The sequence below is a fragment of the Roseomonas sp. HF4 genome (assembly GCF_005222755.1).
GTDB lineage: Bacteria > Pseudomonadota > Alphaproteobacteria > Acetobacterales > Acetobacteraceae > Neoroseomonas.
Genome location: NZ_STGD01000007.1, coordinates 21,305 through 39,730, shown reverse-complemented (window position 1 = coordinate 39,730; position 18,426 = coordinate 21,305). Strand labels below are relative to the sequence as shown.

Sequence of the window (18,426 nt, the reverse complement as noted above, 5' to 3'; positions counted from 1 at the left end):
GCTATTCCGCCGCGTACGCCCGGTTGACCACCAGCGGCACGATGCCGGGCAGCGCGGTGCCCTCCCACAGGTGCGCGAGCAGCGCCTTCGCCTGGCCGGCGCCGACGGCGTCCGAGGTCAGTTCCAGGAACTTGTCGGACAGGTCCTGGTCCGACAGCGGCGCGTCGGGGTCGCCCTTGCGCGTGTGCTGGTGGCGGTTGAGCACACGTCCGTCCTTCAGCCGGATCTCGACCTTGGCGGACCGCTTGGACGGGAAGGCCGCGGCGCATTCGGGGTCGAGCGCCACCGTCACCCTCGGCATGATCGCGCGGATCGCCGGGTCGGCCAGGCGGGCGGGCTCGAAGGCCGCGAGCCGCACGCCGCCATGCAGCAGCATCGTCGCCACCGTGAACTGCGTCGAGAAGCGGCAATCCTGTTCGGTCCGCGCGTCCGGGCGGTCGCAGACCTCCTTGGTCGCCTTGTAGCCGCCGACGGCGACGGACACGACATCCTCGGCCGCGAAGCCGTGCTCGAGGTGCAGGTCCCGCACGGCATCCAGCGCCGCGAAGATATGCCCGCAGCAGCCATGGTTCTTGAAGGTCATGTCGGTGATGGCGAAGGGCTGGCCGATCCGCGCCAGCGACTTCTCCCACTTGCCGGTGTCCTCGCTGGTCGCGGCCGCGAAGCCGGCCGGGCCGTGCAGCACGTCGAGCGCGCCGGTCATGCCCTTCGCCGCCGCCATCGCCGCCAGAGCGCCCGCTTCCGCGGCGTGGCCCGGGTGCAGCGGCTTCGACATGCCTTCGCCCCGGAAGGCCTGCTGCAGGCCGGACGCCATGGTCGCCGCCGTGGCGATGGCATGGGCGGTGCGCTCCGCGTCGCAGCCGAGCAGCACCGCGACCGAGGCCGCCGCGCCGAACGTGCCGACCGTGCCGGTGGTGTGCCAGAAATCGTAGTGCGAGGGCTGCACCGCGAGGCCGATCCGGCAGGACACCTCGTAGCCCGCCGCCAGCGCGCGCAGCAGCCCGTCCATGTCCGCGCCGTTGGCCTGCGCCGCCGCCAGCGCGGCCGCGATGGTGGGGCAGCCCGGGTGATAGACGGCGTAGCGGTAGATGTCGTCGAACTCGACGGTGTGGGACGCCGTGCCGTTCAGCAGCGCCGCATGGCGCACCGGCACCCGGCGGCCCGAGACGTAGCAGACCGCGCCACCGCCGCCGCGCGTCTCGTCCTCGAGGCCCGCCGACATCAGCGTGGCCGGCGGACGCCAGGCGCCGGCGAGAAGGGCTGCGAACCAGTCCACCAGCGCGCGGCGCGCATGGTGCGCGACATCCGACGGCAGGTCGCGGGACCGCCAGGTGGCGGCATGGTCGGCAAGGACGAGAAGCGGGTTCGTCATGGCGCGCTGCTCACGCGTTGCCGCGGAGCACCTCCTTGTTGATGACGACGTCGGGGTCGAGCCGGCCCTGGAAGTGGGCGAAGATGCTCTCGGCGCAGGACAGGCCCATGCGCCGCGTGGATTGTTCCGTCGCCGCCGCCGAATGCGGCGAGACGACGACGTTCGGAAACTCGAGGAAGGGCAGCTTCGTCGTGACCGGTTCTTCCCAGAACACGTCGAGCCCGACGGCACCCAGATGGCCCGACTTCAGCGCATTGGTCAGCGCCGCCTCGTCCACCAGCGTGCCGCGCGCGGTGTTGACGTAGGTGGCACCCGGCTTCATCGCCGCGAGGAAGGTCGCGTTGACCATGCCGCGCGTCTCGGCGTTGGACGGGCAGTGCGTGGTAACGATGTCCGCCTCCGCGAGCCCTTCGTGCAGCACCTTCACCGGCCGGAACCCCGCGCCCTTGATGGTGTTCTGCGGGATGTAGGGGTCGTGGACCAGAACCTCCATCCCGAAGGCGGCGCAGAGCCGCGCCACGCGCCCGCCGATCCGCCCGAAGCCCATCACCAACACGGTCTGGCCGGCCAGGTCGAAGGTGCGCAGCGCGGGCTTCGGCCCCCAGTCGAGCGCCTTGGTGTTGCGGTCGTAGTCGAGCGTGCGCCGGGCCGTGGTCAGCATCAGCATCAGCGCGTGCTCGGCGACCGAGACGGCGTTCGCGTCCGGCGTCACGGTCAGCGGGATGCCGCGTTCCGTCAACGCATCGACGTCCACCGCATCGTAGCCGACGCCGTGCCGCGCGCAGATCGACAGCATCGGCGCATTCGCCAGGAAGCCCCGGTCGATGCGCGTCGCGCGGACGATGATGGCATCGGCCGTCTGCATCGGCGCGGCCAGCGTCTCCGGCGTCACGGGGTCGAGCATGGTGACGGTGTAGCCGGGCTCGGCGCGCAGCCGCGCCATGGCATCCGGATGCAGCGGGCGGAGGCAGACGACATGCGGCATGGCGCGTCCCCCGCTAAAGCTGGTGATGCGCCGCGGGGCCGAGGATGGCTTCCCGCATGCGGTTCTGGATGATGGAGCCGTCGCGCGGCGGCAGCACCAGCTTCTTGCTGCCCTCGTCGATCTTGACGACGGCGAAGAACGGGCCGCGGCCGGCATGGATCGCCGCGCGCAGCGCCGGCACCTCCTCCGCCTTCGTGACGAACATGGTGTGCGCGAAGCCGGCGCCCTTCGCCATGGTCACGAGGTCGACACCGTGCTTCGTCGCGGTTTCCTGCATCCCGGTCTCGCCGTAATGCTCGTTGTCCTGCACCACGACCGAGAGGTTCCGCGGCGCCTTGACCGCGATGGTGGCGAGCGCGCCGATGCCCATCAGCATCTCCCCGTCCCCGGTCAGCACGAGAACCTTGCGATCCGGCTGCGCCAGCGCGAGGCCGAGGCCGATCATGGCCGCGCCCCCCATGCCGCCCCAGAGCGGCAGGTTCAGCGGATGGTCGCCCACCGCCGTGATGTCCCAGGCCGGCGCGCCGAGACCGGCGATCACCGCCATCTCCCCGCGGTCGGCCAGCAGCGCGCGGGTGAGTTCGCGACGGTCGAGCTTTCCGGATGCTGCGAGCATCGTCTCAGTCCTTGCCGAAGGTCTTGGCGCCGATGACGCGCTGGCCGATCAGCGTCGCGGTCGGGCGGAAGGTGTTGAAGGCCATGCGGATGGTGGCGTCCACCGTAGGCGCGATGTCCTCCGGCGTGTCGGCGCGCTTGACCAACGTGCCCATCGCCTCCAGCACCGCCTGCGTCGCGTTGCCCATCGGGATCTGCGCCGGGTTGAACTCCCCGAAGTCGCCGCGCATGGTCACCAGCATCGGCATCGGGCAGCGGTGGATATGCGACAGCGAGAGCATGTTGATGCAGTTGCCGACGCCGGAGGACTGCATCAGCAGCACGCCCTTGTCGCCGCCGAGCCAGGCGCCCTGGAGCAGGGCGATGCCCTCCTCCTCGGTCGTCAGGGTCGTGACCTTGATGTCGTTGTCGGCGAGGCAGCGCTTGATCAGGCGGGAATGGCCGGCATCGGGCACCAGGCAGACCTGGCGGATCTCGTGCTTCTTCAGCAGGTCGTAGATCTGGTCGGGCCAAGTGGCGGCCGCATCAGGAGCCTTGTCGATCGCGTCGTCTTGCATGCGTTTTCTCGGAAATTTCTGGCCTGCATCCTAGGCCGGGGCGGCAGGCTGGCAAGGTGGCCCGGGCGCGCGGCATCATGGCTGCCATGGTCACCGCGCAGGGCATCGGCGGCATGAGGCGGCCGGTCGACGGGCCGGGGCAGCGGAGGCCGGGCGCGGCGCGCGGCGCGCCATGATCCGCGTGACGGGCCGCATCAGCCTCGACGAGGCGGAGCTGCAGGAGGATTTCCTGCGCGCCTCGGGCCCCGGCGGCCAGAACGTCAACAAGCTCGAGACCGCGGTCCAACTGCGCTTCGCGGCCATGGCGTCGCCCAACCTGCCCGAGGCCGTCAAGGTGCGGCTCGCGACGCTGGCCGGCCGGCGCATGACGAAGGACGGCGTGCTGGTCATCACCGCGCAGCGCCACCGGACGCGCGAACGCAACCGTGAGGATGCGCTGGAGCGCCTGCTCGACCTGATCCGGGAGGCCGCGACGCCGCCGCCGCCGCCGCGGCGCGAGACCAAGCCGTCACGGGCCGCCAGGGCCCGCCGCGTGGACGAGAAGACACGCCGCGGTGCGACCAAGCGGCTGCGCGGACGTCATTCCGAAGACTAGGCGCCGCGCTGCCAGGGCAGGCCACGCTTCACCTCCTCCAGCGAATATTCGGGCAGTCGCCGGTCGCGTGTGGCATCGTGGAACAGGATCGCGGGTGTCGCCGGCGAGACGAGGAAGAGGTCGTCGTCCAACTCCGGAATGCCGAACGCGCGCAGGTAATCCAACAACATGGGTCGCGTGAAACGATCCCGCTTCCGAGCCAGTGCGTAGCATTCGGGGCGCTCGAAGGCGAACCTCTCGCCCGACTCCGAGAAGACCCAGCGCCCGCCGTCATTCGACGCGGCAATGCTGCGCCGGTAGCCGTAAGCATCCCCGCCCAGCTGCGGCGGTGCGTAGACTTCCCAGATCACGCCGGGCCACCGGGCGCCGGTGGGCGTGCAGCACACGCGCATCGCGATCGTGCCCAGGCGTTGGGCGAGTCTCAACATGATCAGGAAAGGGTCCGACCCCTGCGTGCCGTTCTGGAAGAACGCCGTCCAGCCGCAAGGCGTGGCCAGGAACAGCCGACGGGACTTCGCGTGGGTCAGCGGCGCCAGCGCTTCGAACGCCTCGGCGAGGCCGCCGGCCAGGTTGCGCCGTCGCAAGGGTGGCTCGCCCGCGAACATGGCCGCGTAGGCGTCGGCCACCTCCGCGTGGTCGCCGCGCACGAGGCCGAAATCCTGCGTGACCGGCGACCAGGCCTCGAACAGCGATGCATCCGCCATATGGCTAGCCCAGCATCTGACCGCCATCGACCACGATGGTCTGCCCCGTCACCCAGCGCGCGAAGGGGGAGGCGAGGAACAGCGCCACATCCGCCACCTCCTCCGGCGTGCCGAGCCGGCCGAAGGGGATGCCGGTCAGGATGCGGCCGTACAATGCCGGGTCCTCCTTCCGCCGCTTCTCCCAGGTGCCGCCGGGGAATTCGATCGAGCCGGGCGCGATGGCGTTCACCCGCACCCCGTCCTTCGCGAGCGCCGCCGCCTGGGACGCCGTGTAGTTGATCACCAGCGCCTTCACCGCCGCATAGGCCGGCGTGCGCACCGAGGGCCCGAGGCCCGAGATCGATGTCGTGTTCACGATGCAGCCCTTCGCCGCGCGCAGATGCGGCAGCGCGGCGCGGCTCGCCCGCACCGTGGCCATGACGTCGACGTCGAGGCCGCGCTGCCAGCCTTCCTCCGTGTCGCCCATGCCGAAGCCGGAGGCGTTGTTCACCAGCACGTCGATGCCGCCGAGCGCGGCGGCCGCGGCCTCGACCCAGCCAGCGACCTGGCCGGCATCGGCGAGGTCCGCCGCCTGCACATGCGCGACGCCGTCGGCCCGCAGCGCCGCCAGGCCCTCGGCGCCGCGCGCGCAGGCCGAGACCGCCGCCCCAGCCTGCGCGAAGCCGAGCGCGATGGCCCGGCCGATGCCGCGGCTGCCGCCTGCGACCAGCACGCGCCTTCCCGAAAAATCGAACGCCATCGCCGCCATCCCATGTCCTGAGTCGCTGTCATCCTGACCCCAGCGGCCGCGCGCCGCCAGACGCCCCGTTGCCGCACGCGGCGATTGGCGGCATCAAGCGAGGCACGTCAGGAGGAAGGGCTCGCGTGGTCCAGGCGCTGTTCATCCACCAGAACTTCCCGGGCCAGTACCGGCACCTCGCCCCCGCGATCGCGCAGCGGAAGGGGGCCCGCGTGATCGGCCTGGGCGAACGTCCGAACGCCGTCCCGCCCGGCCCGCAGCACCTCCGCTATCCGACGCCGGAGGGCGCGGGCGAAAAGACGCACCGCTACCTCCGCCCGGTCGAGGCCGCCGTGCGGCGCGGGCAGGCCGTCGCGCGCGCTCTCATCACGCTGAAGCAGAAGGGGTTCGTGCCCGACATCATCTGCTGCCACCCAGGCTGGGGGGAGGCGCTCTACCTCCGCGACGTCTTCCCCGATGCGAAGCAGCTGCAGTACTGCGAGTACTTCTACCGCCCGGCGGAGGGCGACATCGGCTTCGACCCGGCGCAGGAGGTCACGCTCGACGAGGCCGCGCGGGTGCGCACGCTCAACATGACGCAGCTCGCCTCGCTGGAGGCGACCGACTGGGGCGTCTCCCCCACGCTCTGGCAGCGCAGCCGCTACCCCGCCGGCATCCGGGCGCGGACCTCGGTGGTGCACGAGGGCGTGGATGCCGCCTTCGCGACGCCGGACGGCCCGGGGACGGTCAAGCTGCCGGACGGGCACACGGTGACCAGGGGCGACGAGATCCTGACCTTCGTCTCCCGCAACCTCGAGCCCTATCGCGGCTTCGACGTCTTCATGCGCGCACTGCCCGAGATCCTGGCGCGTCGCCCGCAGGCGCATGCGGTGATCGTGGGCGGCGAGGAGCGCGGCTACGGGCGCATGCCCGCCGACGGCCGGTCCTGGAAGGCCCTGATGCTCGAGGAGGTCGGCGCGAAGCTCGACATGGCGCGCGTCCACTTCACCGGGCGCATCCCGCATGAAGGGCTGGTCGCGCTGTTCCGCATCACGCGGGCGCACATCTACTACACCTACCCCTTCGTCCTGTCCTGGTCGCTGGTGGAGGCCATGGGCTGCGAGGCGCCGATCATCGGCTCCGACACCGCGCCGCTGGCCGAGGTGGTGCGCGACGGGGAGAACGGCATCCTGCTGCCCTTCTTCGACCATGCGCGCCTGGCCGATGCGGTGGTCGACGCGCTGGCAAACCCCGACCGCCACATGCCGCTGCGCAAGGCAGCGCGGCGCACGATGCTCGAACGATTCGACCTGCACGGCATCTGCCTCCCGAAGCAGGTCGCGCTGTTCGACGCCGTGCTGGAGGGCAGGCCCGGCACCGACGCCATTCCCGAATCCGAGGACATGCCGTGAACTCCACCTTCGTCCCGATGGCCGAGACCCGCCGCGGCGGAATCCTGGAAAGCCTGCACCACGGCGTCGCGGTGGTCGCGGATGCGGAAGGGCGCATCCTGCTCTCCTGGGGCGACCCGTCCTTCGTCACCTTCCCGCGCTCCTCCCTCAAGCCGTTCCAGGCGATCCCGCTGGTGGAAAGCGGCGCGGCGGACGCGGCCGGCCTGACCGAGGAGCATCTCGCGCTGGCCTGCGCCTCCCACAGCGCGGAGGATTTCCAGGTCGCGCTGGTGCGCGGCTGGCTGGAGCGGCTCGGGCTCGCCGAATCCGCGCTGGTCTGCGGCCCGGACCTGCCGCGCGCGCAGGCCGACCAGATCGGCGTGATCCGCGCGGGCGGCGATCGGTCCCGCGTCTTCCACAACTGCTCGGGCAAGCATTGCGGCTTCCTCACGCTGGCGAAGCACATCGGCGCGCCGGTCGCGGGCTACGACGACCCGGCGCATCCGGCGCAGCGCCTCTATCTCGAGGCCTTCTCGGAACTGCTGGGCGAGGATGCCGCCCGGCTGCCGCGGGGCGTGGACGGCTGCGGCCTGCCCGCGCTCGCGCTGCCGATGGCGCGCATGGCGCAGGCCGCGGCGCGCTGGGCCGCGGCGAAGGTCGCGACTGACCAGCGGCGCAGCGCGATCCGCCGCCTGCAATCGGCGATCCGCGCCTATCCCGACCATCTTTCCGGGCGCGGCAGCCCGACCGGGCAGATCGTACGGGCGACTCAGGGCCGCGTACTGCTGAAGGGCGGCGCCGAGGGCTATGTCGTGGGCTTCGTGCCGGAGCGCGGGCTCGGGATCGCGGTCAAGCTCGCCGACGGCGCGGCGCGGGCGAAGATGGGCGTCTTCGCGGCGCTGCTCGGCCGCCTCGGCCTGCTCGACGCGGCGGAGGCGGTGGCCGCCGCGGCGGAAGGCGCGATCCGGGACAGCAATGGGCACACAGTCGGCGAGGTGCGGGTCACGCTGCCGGCCTGACGCCTCTGCTCCGCCGGACCCCCGGCGGGCCGCAGGCCCGACATTCCCGCGCCGCGCACGGGGCGCGGCGCTACGCGCCGACGGGATGCACCGCGCTCGCCTGCGGGCCCTTCTCGCCCTCGGTCACGGCCACATGCACGGCATCGCCGACCTTGAGCCGGTCGAAGCCATGCTTCGCGACGGCGTTGCGGTGGAAATACACTTCCTCGCCCGCCTCGGTCTCGATGAAGCCGTAATCCTCGCCGGCGATGAAGCGCGCGACGCGGCCATGGGCCAGCACGGGCTCATGGTGCTTCACGGCGCCGTCCAGCTTGCGGACATGATCCTCCAGCTGCCGTGTCGCGGCGGCGAAGGCGTCGCGCAGCGCGACGTAGGGGTCCTCGTGCGCGTGGTCCTGCGAGCCGTTCTCCCCGGCGACGATGCGCCCGCGCGGCACGTCGATCTCGACCAGCACGCGGTAAAGCTTGCCCTGGTGATGATGCCGGTGCGGCGCCTCCACCGTGACGTGGCAGTCGAGGATGGATCCCGCGAAGCGGGCGAGCCTCTCGGCCTTCTCGCGAATGCGCGCCTCCATCGCCTCGGAGGAATCCACGCCGTTGAATGTGATCCGGACCGGAACGGCCATGTGCTTCTCCCGTGCCTTGGCGCATAGGCTGGACGAGACCGGCGGCGGCGTCCTTGCGGAAGGTCAAGCCCCGGCGGCGAGGAGGCGCCGGAACAGCGGCACCGCCGCCGCGAGGTCCGCCGCGGCCACGCATTCGCGCGGCGTATGCGCGGTGGCGATCGAACCGGGGCCGAGCACGACGCAGGGCGCCAGGTCCTGCAATTCGCTGGCGTCGGTGCCGTAGGGCGCGGTGCGCGCGGCCTGGCCCGCCTCGGCCACGGCCAGGCGCACGAGCGGATGGTCGGCCGGCAGTTCGGGCGGCGTGCCTTCGCGCTTCTCGGTCAGCGTGACGCCGGCGCGCGCCGCGGCCGCCTGCACCGCAGCCTCGATCCCGGAATAATCCACGTTCCGGCTGCGGCGGAACTTGATCCGCGCCGTGGCCCTGGCGACCGTCACGTTGACCGCCGTGCCGTGGTTGTCGAGCACGAGGTTGAAGTCCGAGAAGGGCGGGTCGTAGGCCGCGTCGTGCAGGGCGGGGTCGTTGCGCAGGCGCTCGAACACCGCCTTGATCTCGGCCAGGAACGGGATCAGCGCCCAGTTCGCGTTCACCCCCTGCCCGGTCGAGGAATGCGCCTGCACCCCCGAGGCGACGGCAGTGTATTCGATGTGGCTGCGATGGCCGCGCACCGGCGCGAGGCCGGTCGGCTCCGCCACCACGATGCCCCTCAGGCCGAGCGCCCGCGCGGCCTCGGACGCGGCCACGGCGCGGGCACCCTGCTTCGTCGTCTCCTCGTCCGCCGTCAGCAGCAGCGTCACGGGCACCTCCGCCGGCATGCCGCGCGCCGCGATGACGCAGGCCGCGACCGGCCCCTTCATGTCCACCGACCCGAGGCCGTGCAGCACGCCGCCTGCGATCCGCGGCGTCCAGGGCGGGTCGGTCCAGCCGGTCTCGGGCACCGTGTCCATGTGGCCGGACAGCGCGAAGCCACCGGGCGGGCCGCGATGCGCCACCAGCGCGCGCTTCGCCACGCCGTTCGCGTCCGCGTAGTCGACATGGGCGACGTCGAACCCCTTCAGTTCCGCCTCCAGCCGTTCAGCCACGGCGACGTTCGAGACGGAGGAACGGCTGTCGATCGCCACGAGATCGGCGGCCAGGCGGAGGACGGCGTCGGCATCATCGGTCATGGGCCGAGCATCCCTTGCCGCGCGGCGCCGGGCAAGCGAGGCTCTGCCGCCATGACCGCCATCGCCTATCTCGACCCCCGCTCGGGGCGCACCTACCCGCTCGACGCGCCGCGCTGGTGCGGCGACGACCGCGCGCCCCTTCTCCTGACCCCGCTGCCCGGCATCGGGCGCGACGCGATCCGGCAGGAAGACCGCTCGATCTGGCGCTACGCCGGCGCGCTGCCCTTCGTGCCGGACGACCCGATCAGCATGGGGGAGGGCTGCACGCCGCTCGTGCCCCGCGTGATCGCCGGCGCCTCGGCGCTTTTGAAATGCGAATGGTTCATGCCGACCGGATCCTTCAAGGACCGCGGCGCCTCCGTGATGCTGTCGCTGCTGCGGGCGCAGGGCGTGACCGACGTGCTGGAGGATTCCTCCGGCAATGGCGGCGCCGCCGTGTCGGCCTATGCAGCGGCGGGCGGCATGGCGGCCACGATCTTCGTCCCCGCCAGCACCTCGCCCGCCAAGACCGTGCAGTCGCGCGCGTCCGGCGCCACGATCCGCCTCATTCCCGGCAGCCGGCAGGATTGCGCCGATGCCGCGCTGGCCGAGGCGGAGCGCATCTTCTACGCCAGCCACAACTGGCACCCCTTCTTCCTGCACGGCACCAAGACGCTGGCCTACGAGTTGTGGGAGGACCTCGGCTTCGTCGCACCCGACAACGTCATCGTGCCATGCGGCGCGGGGTCGAACGTGCTCGGCTGCGGCATCGGCTTCGCGGAATTGCTCCGCGCGGGGGAGATAACGCGCCTGCCGCGCATCTTCGCCGCGCAGCCGGAGAATTGTGCGCCGATCGCCCGCGCCTTCCTGGGCCAGCCCGCCGTGCCGGCGCAACCGACCATCGCCGAGGGCACCGCCATCGCCCAGCCGCTGCGCACGGCGGAAGTGAACCAGGTGCTGCGCGAGAGCGGCGGCGGCGCGGTGATGCTCGGCGAGGCGGAGATCGCGCAGGCGACGCTCGACCTCGCGCGGACGGGAATCTACGTCGAGCCGACCTGCGCCCAGGCTGCCGCCGCCTTCGCGCGGCTTGTCGAGGCGGGCACCATCCGTGCCGACGAGACGACGGTGGTGGTGCTGACCGGCACCGGCCTGAAATCAACGCCGCGCATCGCGGAGATGCTGGGCGTCGCGATCTGAACGCATGACGCCGGAACGACGAATCGCGGCCGCCTTCCGGATGGACGAGGCCGCCTGGGCAAGGCATGCGAACCCCTGGTCGGGCTGGACGCGCCTGCCGTCCCTGCCGCTGCTGGCGCTCGCGGCCTGGAGCCGTGCCTGGATCGGCTGGTGGGCGCTGCCCGCCGTCGCGGCCGTGCTGGCCTGGATCTGGGTGAACCCGCGGCTCTTTCCACCGCCGCGGCGCATGGATGCCTGGATGACGCGCGCCGTGCTCGGCGAACGCATCTGGCTTGCGCGCGATGCGGTGCCCGTGCCGTTGCGGCACCGGCGGATCCCGAACATCCTGACCGGCGCCAACGTCGCGGGCGTGGCGGTCGCCGCCTATGGCCTCGCGGTGCTCGACCCCTGGGCGACGGTCTTCGGCGTGGCCATCGCCACGCTGGCCAAGATGTGGTTCCTGGACCGCATGGTCCGGCTGCACCACGACATGACGAAGGACACGGAATGACACCGCGCATCGCCATCCTCGGCTTCTCGATCGAGTGCAACCGCTTCGCGCCCGCCGCACGCCGAGCCGACTTCGACCAGCGCTGCTACCTGGAGGGCCAGGCGATCCTGGAGGAGGCGGCGAAGCCCGCACCGCGCGCGCCGGCAGAGCTGACCGGCTTCCTCGAAGGCATGAACGCCACCGGGCCCTGGACGCCGCTGCCGGTCATGATCGCCACGGCCGAGCCCAACGGCCCCGTCGAGCAGGCCGATTTCGACGCGATGATGGCGGTCTGGCGCGCGGGGCTGACGGCGCTCAAGGGCAAGGCCGACGGCGTCTATTCCATCATGCACGGCGCCGGCCTCGCGACCGCGGACCACGACCCGGAAGGCACGCTGCAGGCCCTGGTGCGGGAGATCCTGGGCGACATCCCCTTCGTCTGTTCCTACGACCTGCACGCCAATGTCTCGGAGCGCATGGTCGCGACGGTCGATGCCTTCGTCGGCTACCGCACCAACCCGCATCTCGACATGCGCGAGCGCGGCGCGGAATGCGCGGCCCTGCTGCGCCGGCTGCTGGCCGGGGAACGCTTCCACCGCGCCCATCGCCGCCTGCCGATCGTCTCGCCGCAGACGGCGCTGCTGACGGCGCAGGGGCCCTATGCGGAGGTGATCGACCTCGGCCAGGATCTGGCGGCGCAGGACCCGCGCATCGCGAACGTCTCGGTGATGGGCGGCTTCTCCTACGGCGACACGCCGTTCAACGGGTTGTCCGTCATCGTCACCGCAACGGAACGCGACGCCGCCGAGGCGCTGGCGCAGCGCCTGGCGGAAGCCGCCTGGGACCGGCGCGGCCGCTTCGTGGCCAAGCTGACATCGCTGCCCGACGCCGTGCGGCTGGCCAAGGAAAGCCCCGTGCCGCTCGCCTTCGCCGATGTCGCCGACAACCCCGGTGGCGGCGGGCGCGGCAACACCATGTGGATCCTGGAGGCCTTCCACGCGGCGGGCATCCAGGACGCCATCATCGGCATCATCGCTGACGCGCCGCTGGCGGCCGAGGCGCATGCGAAGGGTGTCGGCGCCCGCTTCACCGCCCACTTCAACCGCGCCGTGGCGGCGGATGACCCGTTCTCAAAGCCCTTCGCGGCGGAGGCGGAGGTCAAGGCGCTCTCCGACGGCGTGGTGGTCGGCCGGCGCGGCATCTACGCCGGGCGGACCGTGCGGCTCGGGCGCACGGCGTGGCTGCAGATCGGCGGCATCGCCGTGGTGGTGATCGAGGCCCGCACGCAATGCGCGGACCCGGTCTTCCTCGAACATCTCGGCCTCGACATCGGCCGCGCGCGCGCGGTCGTCGTGAAGTCCCGCGGCCATTTCCGCGGCGGCTTCGACGAGTTCTTCAAGCACGAGCAGATCGTGGAGGTGGACTGCCCGGGCCTGACCTCGCCCAACCTCGCGTCCTTCGCCTGGAAGCACCTGCCGCGGCCGGTGCTGCCGATGGACAAGGAGACCACCTGGCCGTGACCACGCTCGACGACCTGCCGACACCCTGCCTCGTGCTCGACCTCGGCATCCTGAAGCGCAACCTGGCGCGCATGGCGGCGGCGGTGGCTCGCCATCCGGGGCTCGTGCTGCGGCCGCACATGAAGACGGCGAAGTCGCTCGCGGTCGCGGACCTCGCCGCGCCGGGCAAGGGTCCCATCACCGTGAGCACGGTGGCCGAGGCGCGCTACTTCGCCGGCGGCGGCTTCCGCGACCAGATCTATGCGGTCTGCATCACGCCGGCGAAGCTCGACGCCATCGCGGCGCTGAACGCGCAGGGCTGCGACGTGAAGGTCATCACGGACGACATCGATGTCGCCGCAGCCATCGCCGCGCATCCGGGCCCGCTCCGCGCATTGGTCGAGGTCGATTGCGGCGAGGGGCGTGGCGGCGTCGCGCCGGATTCGTACCTGCTGACGGCAATCGCCGGGCGCCTCGGCGCGCGCTGCGCCGGCATCATGACCCATGCCGGGCATTCCTATGCCGAGCGCAGCACGGCCGGCATGGAAGCGGTGGCCGATGCCGAGCACCGCGGCGCGGTCCTGGCCGCGGACCGCCTGCGCGCGGCCGGACTCGCGGTGGAGGTCGTCTCCCTCGGTTCCTCCCCCACCGCCCTGTATGGCCGCGACATGTCGGGCATCACGGACATCCGGGCCGGCGTCTACATGTTCGGCGACCTGTTCCAGGCGCAGATCGGCACGCATGGCATGGACGACATCGCCGTGACGGTCCTGACGGCCGTCACGGGCCGCAAGCCCGACCGCAACGCCGTGCTCGTCGATGCCGGCGCCATCGCGCTGTCGAAGGACCGCAGCACCGAGAAGGCCCCGAAGGACTACGGCTTCGGCCTGGTGCTCGACCTCGACGGCAAGCCCGCCTTCGGGGAGGCCATCGTGGCGCGCACGCACCAGGAGCACGGGGAGGTGCGCGGCGAGGCGCCGCTCCCCTTCGACCGCCTGCCGGTCGGCGCGCTGGCGCGGATCGCGCCCAACCACACCTGCCTGACCGTCGCGGCCCATGATCGCTATCACGTGGTGAATGGCGGGCGCGATGTCGTGGCGGTCTGGGACCGCGTGAACGGCTGGTGACGCGCGGGACGGCGGCAATATTCGGTTAACCGGCGCGGGGGCAGTCTGCGGCCCGCAGGATGCACCGGGAACCCCGCCGATGATGGCCCGATTCGGATTTTACGCCGCCGGCGCGGCCGCCATGGCGCTCGCGGTCCTCGACCTCGGCGGCGGCCTCGTGCTGGCGCTGGCCGCAGCCGCCGTGCCGCTCGCACTCGGCCTGACCAACCTCATGCCCTTCGCAGCCTGGGCGCTGCCGGCGCTGGTGGTCGCCTGGGCGCTGACCGCGCGCACCCTGGCGCCGCAGGCCGATGCGGGCCTGCCGCCGGCCGTGCTCGCCGCCGCACCACCCGCCGCGGACTGATACGGCCGGCCGCATGGCCGGACGCTTCCGCGCGCAGGGTTGGCGGGCGCCCATCGACGCTCGCTTCGATGCGACCCGACGTGGCGGCCGCGCGGGAAATCAAGGACATGCCGGCGGCCGCGCGGCTGCTTCACGAGCCGGCGCATGCGGCCGCCGGCATGACCGCGCCCGGCCCGGTTGCAATCGGGCCGGCGCCGCCAAATCTTACCAGAGGTCATCTTCCGGGGGTCTTCGGCCATGCGGGTCGTTCTGGCGCAGCCGCGCGGGTTTTGCGCGGGCGTGGTGCGCGCGGTGGACATCGTCGAGCAGGCGCTCGCGAAGTTCGGCCCGCCCGTCTATGTCCGGCACGAGATCGTCCACAACCGCCACGTGGTCGACGACCTGCGCGCCCGCGGCGCCGTCTTCGTCAAGGAAGTGAACGAGATCCCCGAAGGCGCCGTCGCCGTATTCTCCGCCCATGGCGTGGCGCGGAAGGTGGAGGGCGAGGCCGCGCTCCGCCGCCTCGACGTGCTCGACGCGACCTGCCCGCTGGTCACCAAGGTGCACAACGAGGGCCGGCGCTACGCCGCCCAGGGCCGGGCCGTGATCCTGGTGGGCCATGCCGGCCACCCCGAGGTGATCGGCACCATGGGCCAGATCGACGCCGAGGTGCATCTGGTCGCGACGCCGGCCGAGGTGGACGCGCTGCCCCTGCCGCGCGACCGGCCGGTGTCCTTCATCACTCAGACCACGCTCTCGGTGGACGACACGCGCATCGTCATCGCCGCCATCCGCGCCCGCTTCGACGACGTGACCGGCCCCGACACGCGCGACATCTGCTACGCGACGCAGAACCGCCAGACGGCAGTTCGGGAACTGGCCCGCATCGCCGAGGTCGTGCTGGTGGTTGGTGCCGCGAACTCCTCCAACTCCAACCGCCTGCGCGAAATCGCCGCGGAATGCGGCGCGCGCGCCTACCTGATCGCCGATGCCTCGGCCCTCGACCCGGCCTGGGTGGCGGGCGCCGCTGCCATCGGCGTGACGGCAGGCGCCTCGGCACCCGAACGGCTGGTCGAGGAAGTGGTGCAGCGCCTGCGCGGCCTCGGTGCCACGAGCATCGAGGCCCTGCCCGGCATCGTCGAGGACGTGACCTTCCGCCTGCCGTCGCGCCTGGCCGCCGAATAGGCCCCTACCGCGCCGTCAGCAGCAGCGTGACGGCGCCGGCCGCGAGCCCCGCGGCCGAGCCCAGCCCAAACCATCGCCCGTAGCCCCGCGAGCCGAGCACCACGCCGTAGACGCCCTTGGCAACGATGTTGCTCGCGACGGCCGCCGCCACGGCCTGCCCGGCGACTGCGGCCGTGATGGAGTCGGGAACCAGCGCCGGCACCGAGAGCGTGATGGCGTCCACATCCGTCAGCCCGGTGACCAGGGCGATCACGATGACCGCGGCGCCGCCGATCTGCTCCGACGCGAAGCGCGCCAGCGCGCCGACGCCCGCCAGCAGCAGCGCCATGCGCAGCACGGGGCCGATCTCGAAGGGGTTGCCGGGCGGCGGCGGGCCGTCCGCCACCGTCGCGCGCCGCCGCGCCAGCAGCAGCGCGACCGCGCCCATCCCGGCGGCGGCGGCCGTGAGCGCCGGCCACAGCACCGGCGCGATCCCGGGCGCCATCAGCAGCGCGAGCCCGGCCGTGCGCAGGCAGGACACGGCACCGGCCACCAGCGCGCCGGCCGCCATCGGGCCCGCCGGTCCGCCCTGCGCCGCGGCGGCGGCGTTGGATAGCGTCACGGCAGTCGAGGAGACGAGCCCGCCCGCCGCGCCGGCCAGCAACAGCCCCTTCCGCGCGCCCCCGAGCTTGAGCCCGAGATAGCCGAGGAAGGAGATGCCCGCGAGCAGGATCGCCAGGGTCCAGACCTGATGCGGATTGACGCCCGCAAGCCAGGCGATCGGCGCGTCGGGCACCAGCGGCAGCGCCACCAGGGTCATCGACAGGAGCAGGATCGCCGAGCGGAGTTCAGCCCAGGTGATGCGCGCCATCATCCCGTGCAGGCTCTCCCGCGCGGCCAGCACCGCCGTCATGGCAACCGCGGCCGCGCCCGCCGCCCGCGCCTCCCCCGCCACGGCCAGCGCACCGAGCGCATAGGTGGCAACGGCCGCGACCAGGCTCGTCGCGCTGACGCGGCCCTCCGCCTCGGCCTCCCGCAGCGCGAAGGGCAGCAGCACGGCCACCAGCGCAAGCAGCCCGGCGGACAGCAGCACGGCGCCGCCCACCGGCCCCATCGGCGCCGCCAGGGCCGCGACCACGCCGCCCGAGAGGCCGGTCAGCGCGAAGGTGCGCACCCCGGCGGTCCGGCGTCCGGGCGCATCCTCCCGCTCGCGCCAGTGGCGTTCGGCGCCGACCAGCAGGCCGATCGCGAGGGAGACGAACAGGCTGCGGATCAACTCCTCGCCATGCATGGCGCGACTTCACGCCGGCAAGGCGGCGCATGCAAGCGCCGCCTTGCGCGCCCCGCCGCGCCGCGCCCATATCCCGGCCATGGATCTCGACTTCACCGAGGCGGAGCTGCACCGCTATTCGCGCCACATCCTGCTGGAGGAGGTCGGCGCCACCGGCCAGGCCCGGCTGCGCGCGGCGCGGGTGCTGGTGGTGGGCGCCGGCGGGCTCGGCTCGCCGCTCGCGCTCTATCTGGCCGCGGCCGGCATCGGGACGATCGGGGTGGTGGACGACGACGCGCTGGAACTGTCGAACCTGCAGCGCCAGGTCGCCCACAGCACCGCCCGCATCGGCCGCAACAAGGCCGAGAGCATCGCCGAGACGCTGCGCGCGCTGAACCCTGAGACCCGCATCGAGACGCATGCCCGGCGCATGGACGCCGCGGCCGCGCGCGAGCTCATCCCCCGCTACGACTTCGTCTGCGACGGCACCGACAATTTCGCCACCCGCTTCCTGCTGGGCGATGCCTGCCACCTGATGGGTCGGCCACTGGTCAGCGCCGCGGTGCTTCGCTTCGAGGGGCAATTGTCGGTCTTCGCCAGCCACGACGGCACGCACCCCTGCCACCGCTGCCTGCACCCCGAGCCGCCGCCGCCGGGGCTGGTGCCGACCTGCTCGGAAGCGGGCGTGCTCGGCGCCGTCACCGGCGTCATGGGCACGCTGCAAGCGACGGAAGTGCTCAAACTCGCGCTCGGCATCGGCGAGCCGCTGACGGGACGGCTGCTGCTGTGGGACGCGCTCGACGCGCGCTTCCGCACCGTCCGGCTGAAGCGCGACCCGGGCTGCGCCCTGTGCGGGGAGGGCGCGACGATCCACGACCTGTCGGGGCATCAGGACATGGCGGCGCCGGCATGCGCGGTTTGAAGGCGCGGGGAAGGTTGCCCTCCCCCGCCGCACCGCCCTTCTCCGGCACCTGGCGCCCAACCTTGGCGGGGCGGCGCCAAGTTCCAAAGAAGGTTGAGGGGGGTGCGAGTCCCATCGAGGTTGCTCCGCAACGCCGATGGGCGCCCGGAGTGGGGGAAGAAGTTCCCCTCTCCCCCCACCCATGACCCGGCTCGGCATCCTGCTGGAATCCGGCACCCACGCCCGCGCCCACTACGCGCTGGTGGTGGCGGCCGGCGCCGCCGCGCTCGGGCGCGAGGTGGTGCTCTTCGCGACCAACCGCGGCTGCCTGCTGCTGGCCGAGCCCTGCCCGCTGCTACAGGACCCGCGCGAGGCCGAGGTCGCCGCCCGCGGCGTCGCCGGCATCGCGACCCTCATGCCGGCCTGCATCGAACTCGGCGTCCGCCGCATCGCCTGCGAGGCCGGGCTCAAGGCCGAGGGGCTGGCACCGGCCGCCCTGGCCGAGGGGGTCGAGGTCGCCGGAATCGCGACCTTCCTGGAAGCCATCGGCACCGCGCAGGTCGTGACCCTGTAGGAGACCGTTCGAGAATACCGGCACCGGCCTGCTCCCCCATCCGGGCGCCCATCCAGGATACTGTGGTTGGGTGGCCGGGTGGACGAGCGGGCCGATGCCGGACTTCGGAATGCGCCCGAAGGCCTATTCTCAAGCGGTCGCTGAGCCCCGCGCTTGACCCGGACGCCGCGACGGGGGGA

General features: G+C 72.4%; 20 protein-coding genes. 11 read left to right on the top strand and 9 right to left on the bottom strand.

Annotated elements, in window-relative coordinates; genetic code table 11:
• Window position 1 precedes the first annotated feature (1 nt).
• Genes E8M80_RS12275 through E8M80_RS12260 form a run of 4 tightly spaced genes read right to left on the bottom strand, consistent with a single transcriptional unit; the run spans window position 2 to window position 3,529 of the window.
• Entirely contained in the window at window positions 2-1,372 is a 1,371-nt protein-coding gene (locus tag E8M80_RS12275) for an MmgE/PrpD family protein (RefSeq protein ID WP_137125990.1), read from the bottom strand.
• A gap of 10 nt (window positions 1,373-1,382) precedes the next feature.
• Window positions 1,383-2,357 (bottom strand): hydroxyacid dehydrogenase, encoded by a 975-nt coding sequence (locus E8M80_RS12270; RefSeq protein WP_137125989.1) that lies wholly within the window; start codon window positions 2,355-2,357, stop codon window positions 1,383-1,385.
• 13 nt (window positions 2,358-2,370) lie between these two features.
• Window positions 2,371-2,973 carry a thiamine pyrophosphate-dependent enzyme gene (locus E8M80_RS12265; RefSeq protein WP_137125988.1) on the bottom strand — a complete coding sequence of 201 codons (603 nt, stop codon included), beginning with the start codon at window positions 2,971-2,973 and terminating at the stop codon, window positions 2,371-2,373.
• A 4-nt stretch (window positions 2,974-2,977) separates the two neighbouring features.
• Window positions 2,978-3,529 (bottom strand): thiamine pyrophosphate-binding protein, encoded by a 552-nt coding sequence (locus E8M80_RS12260; protein WP_137125987.1) that lies wholly within the window; start codon window positions 3,527-3,529, stop codon window positions 2,978-2,980.
• Window positions 3,530-3,701: 172 nt separating this feature from the next.
• On the opposite strand from E8M80_RS12260, the gene arfB reads away from it, so the two are divergent.
• Complete coding sequence (arfB, locus tag E8M80_RS12255) at window positions 3,702-4,124, top strand: alternative ribosome rescue aminoacyl-tRNA hydrolase ArfB (protein WP_137125986.1); 423 nt, start codon at window positions 3,702-3,704, stop codon at window positions 4,122-4,124.
• Here arfB and E8M80_RS12250 read toward each other — a convergent pair.
• Entirely contained in the window at window positions 4,121-4,828 is a 708-nt protein-coding gene (locus E8M80_RS12250) for a hypothetical protein (protein WP_137125985.1), read from the bottom strand. The two genes, arfB and E8M80_RS12250, sit on opposite strands and share 4 nt — an antisense overlap.
• 4 nt (window positions 4,829-4,832) lie before the next feature.
• Window positions 4,833-5,567, bottom strand: coding sequence for an SDR family NAD(P)-dependent oxidoreductase (locus tag E8M80_RS12245; RefSeq protein WP_137125984.1), 735 nt, complete (start codon window positions 5,565-5,567; stop codon window positions 4,833-4,835).
• Window positions 5,568-5,692: 125 nt separating this feature from the next.
• Here E8M80_RS12245 and E8M80_RS12240 point away from each other — a divergent pair, with 125 nt between their 5' ends.
• Both E8M80_RS12240 and E8M80_RS12235 read left to right on the top strand, forming a co-directional pair.
• Entirely contained in the window at window positions 5,693-6,958 is a 1,266-nt protein-coding gene (locus tag E8M80_RS12240) for a glycosyltransferase family 4 protein (RefSeq protein WP_137125983.1), read from the top strand.
• Entirely contained in the window at window positions 6,955-7,956 is a 1,002-nt protein-coding gene (locus E8M80_RS12235; protein ID WP_137125982.1) for an asparaginase, read from the top strand. Before E8M80_RS12240 ends, E8M80_RS12235 begins: the two co-directional genes overlap by 4 nt.
• Before the next feature lie 70 nt (window positions 7,957-8,026).
• Here E8M80_RS12235 and E8M80_RS12230 read toward each other — a convergent pair whose 3' ends face one another.
• Window positions 8,027-8,581, bottom strand: a complete 555-nt coding sequence (locus tag E8M80_RS12230; RefSeq protein ID WP_137125981.1) for an HPF/RaiA family ribosome-associated protein — start codon at window positions 8,579-8,581, stop codon at window positions 8,027-8,029.
• 63 nt (window positions 8,582-8,644) lie between these two features.
• Complete coding sequence (locus tag E8M80_RS12225) at window positions 8,645-9,745, bottom strand: M20/M25/M40 family metallo-hydrolase (RefSeq protein ID WP_137125980.1); 1,101 nt, start codon at window positions 9,743-9,745, stop codon at window positions 8,645-8,647.
• Window positions 9,746-9,796: 51 nt separating this feature from the next.
• Between E8M80_RS12225 and E8M80_RS12220 the strand changes: the two genes are divergently transcribed.
• The 6 genes from E8M80_RS12220 to ispH all read left to right on the top strand — a co-directional run bounded on the left by E8M80_RS12220 (window position 9,797) and on the right by ispH (window position 15,523).
• Complete coding sequence (locus E8M80_RS12220) at window positions 9,797-10,921, top strand: pyridoxal-phosphate dependent enzyme (RefSeq protein WP_137125979.1); 1,125 nt, start codon at window positions 9,797-9,799, stop codon at window positions 10,919-10,921.
• 4 nt (window positions 10,922-10,925) lie between these two features.
• Window positions 10,926-11,411, top strand: coding sequence for a DUF6653 family protein (locus E8M80_RS12215; RefSeq protein WP_137125978.1), 486 nt, complete (start codon window positions 10,926-10,928; stop codon window positions 11,409-11,411).
• On the top strand, window positions 11,408-12,910 hold the full coding sequence (locus E8M80_RS12210; protein WP_137125977.1) for a M81 family metallopeptidase: 1,503 nt from the start codon (window positions 11,408-11,410) through the stop codon (window positions 12,908-12,910). Before E8M80_RS12215 ends, E8M80_RS12210 begins: the two co-directional genes overlap by 4 nt.
• Window positions 12,907-14,016, top strand: a complete 1,110-nt coding sequence (locus tag E8M80_RS12205) for an alanine racemase (RefSeq protein ID WP_240790006.1) — start codon at window positions 12,907-12,909, stop codon at window positions 14,014-14,016. Before E8M80_RS12210 ends, E8M80_RS12205 begins: the two co-directional genes overlap by 4 nt.
• A 79-nt stretch (window positions 14,017-14,095) precedes the next feature.
• The gene (locus tag E8M80_RS12200; protein WP_137125976.1) at window positions 14,096-14,359 is read left to right on the top strand and encodes a hypothetical protein; all 264 of its coding nucleotides are present in this window, start codon (window positions 14,096-14,098) and stop codon (window positions 14,357-14,359) included.
• A gap of 237 nt (window positions 14,360-14,596) precedes the next feature.
• On the top strand, window positions 14,597-15,523 hold the full coding sequence (gene ispH, locus E8M80_RS12195; RefSeq protein WP_137125975.1) for a 4-hydroxy-3-methylbut-2-enyl diphosphate reductase: 927 nt from the start codon (window positions 14,597-14,599) through the stop codon (window positions 15,521-15,523).
• A 4-nt stretch (window positions 15,524-15,527) separates the two neighbouring features.
• Here ispH and E8M80_RS12190 read toward each other — a convergent pair whose 3' ends face one another.
• Window positions 15,528-16,793 carry a DUF4010 domain-containing protein gene (locus E8M80_RS12190; RefSeq protein ID WP_137125974.1) on the bottom strand — a complete coding sequence of 422 codons (1,266 nt, stop codon included), beginning with the start codon at window positions 16,791-16,793 and terminating at the stop codon, window positions 15,528-15,530.
• A 79-nt stretch (window positions 16,794-16,872) separates the two neighbouring features.
• On the opposite strand from E8M80_RS12190, the gene E8M80_RS12185 reads away from it, so the two are divergent.
• The gene (locus E8M80_RS12185) at window positions 16,873-17,694 is read left to right on the top strand and encodes a molybdopterin-synthase adenylyltransferase MoeB (protein WP_137126191.1); all 822 of its coding nucleotides are present in this window, start codon (window positions 16,873-16,875) and stop codon (window positions 17,692-17,694) included.
• A 181-nt stretch (window positions 17,695-17,875) separates the two neighbouring features.
• Window positions 17,876-18,247 carry a DsrE family protein gene (locus tag E8M80_RS12180; RefSeq protein WP_137125973.1) on the top strand — a complete coding sequence of 124 codons (372 nt, stop codon included), beginning with the start codon at window positions 17,876-17,878 and terminating at the stop codon, window positions 18,245-18,247.
• The last annotated feature ends 179 nt before the right edge of the window (window positions 18,248-18,426 follow it).

What these genes read in the sequence shown, in the direction of transcription:
- E8M80_RS12275 (WP_137125990.1), bottom strand. Translation starts at nt 1,372, where the DNA reads ATGACGAACCCGCTTCTCGTCCTTGCCGACCATGCCGCCACCTGGCGG.
- E8M80_RS12270 (WP_137125989.1), bottom strand. Translation starts at nt 2,357, where the DNA reads ATGCCGCATGTCGTCTGCCTCCGCCCGCTGCATCCGGATGCCATGGCG.
- E8M80_RS12265 (WP_137125988.1), bottom strand. Translation starts at nt 2,973, where the DNA reads ATGCTCGCAGCATCCGGAAAGCTCGACCGTCGCGAACTCACCCGCGCG.
- E8M80_RS12260 (WP_137125987.1), bottom strand. Translation starts at nt 3,529, where the DNA reads ATGCAAGACGACGCGATCGACAAGGCTCCTGATGCGGCCGCCACTTGG.
- arfB (WP_137125986.1), top strand. Translation starts at nt 3,702, where the DNA reads ATGATCCGCGTGACGGGCCGCATCAGCCTCGACGAGGCGGAGCTGCAG.
- E8M80_RS12250 (WP_137125985.1), bottom strand. Translation starts at nt 4,828, where the DNA reads ATGGCGGATGCATCGCTGTTCGAGGCCTGGTCGCCGGTCACGCAGGAT.
- E8M80_RS12245 (WP_137125984.1), bottom strand. Translation starts at nt 5,567, where the DNA reads ATGGCGTTCGATTTTTCGGGAAGGCGCGTGCTGGTCGCAGGCGGCAGC.
- E8M80_RS12230 (WP_137125981.1), bottom strand. Translation starts at nt 8,581, where the DNA reads ATGGCCGTTCCGGTCCGGATCACATTCAACGGCGTGGATTCCTCCGAG.
- E8M80_RS12225 (WP_137125980.1), bottom strand. Translation starts at nt 9,745, where the DNA reads ATGACCGATGATGCCGACGCCGTCCTCCGCCTGGCCGCCGATCTCGTG.
- E8M80_RS12220 (WP_137125979.1), top strand. Translation starts at nt 9,797, where the DNA reads ATGACCGCCATCGCCTATCTCGACCCCCGCTCGGGGCGCACCTACCCG.
- E8M80_RS12215 (WP_137125978.1), top strand. Translation starts at nt 10,926, where the DNA reads ATGACGCCGGAACGACGAATCGCGGCCGCCTTCCGGATGGACGAGGCC.
- E8M80_RS12210 (WP_137125977.1), top strand. Translation starts at nt 11,408, where the DNA reads ATGACACCGCGCATCGCCATCCTCGGCTTCTCGATCGAGTGCAACCGC.
- E8M80_RS12200 (WP_137125976.1), top strand. Translation starts at nt 14,096, where the DNA reads ATGATGGCCCGATTCGGATTTTACGCCGCCGGCGCGGCCGCCATGGCG.
- ispH (WP_137125975.1), top strand. Translation starts at nt 14,597, where the DNA reads ATGCGGGTCGTTCTGGCGCAGCCGCGCGGGTTTTGCGCGGGCGTGGTG.
- E8M80_RS12190 (WP_137125974.1), bottom strand. Translation starts at nt 16,793, where the DNA reads ATGCATGGCGAGGAGTTGATCCGCAGCCTGTTCGTCTCCCTCGCGATC.
- E8M80_RS12185 (WP_137126191.1), top strand. Translation starts at nt 16,873, where the DNA reads ATGGATCTCGACTTCACCGAGGCGGAGCTGCACCGCTATTCGCGCCAC.
- E8M80_RS12180 (WP_137125973.1), top strand. Translation starts at nt 17,876, where the DNA reads ATGACCCGGCTCGGCATCCTGCTGGAATCCGGCACCCACGCCCGCGCC.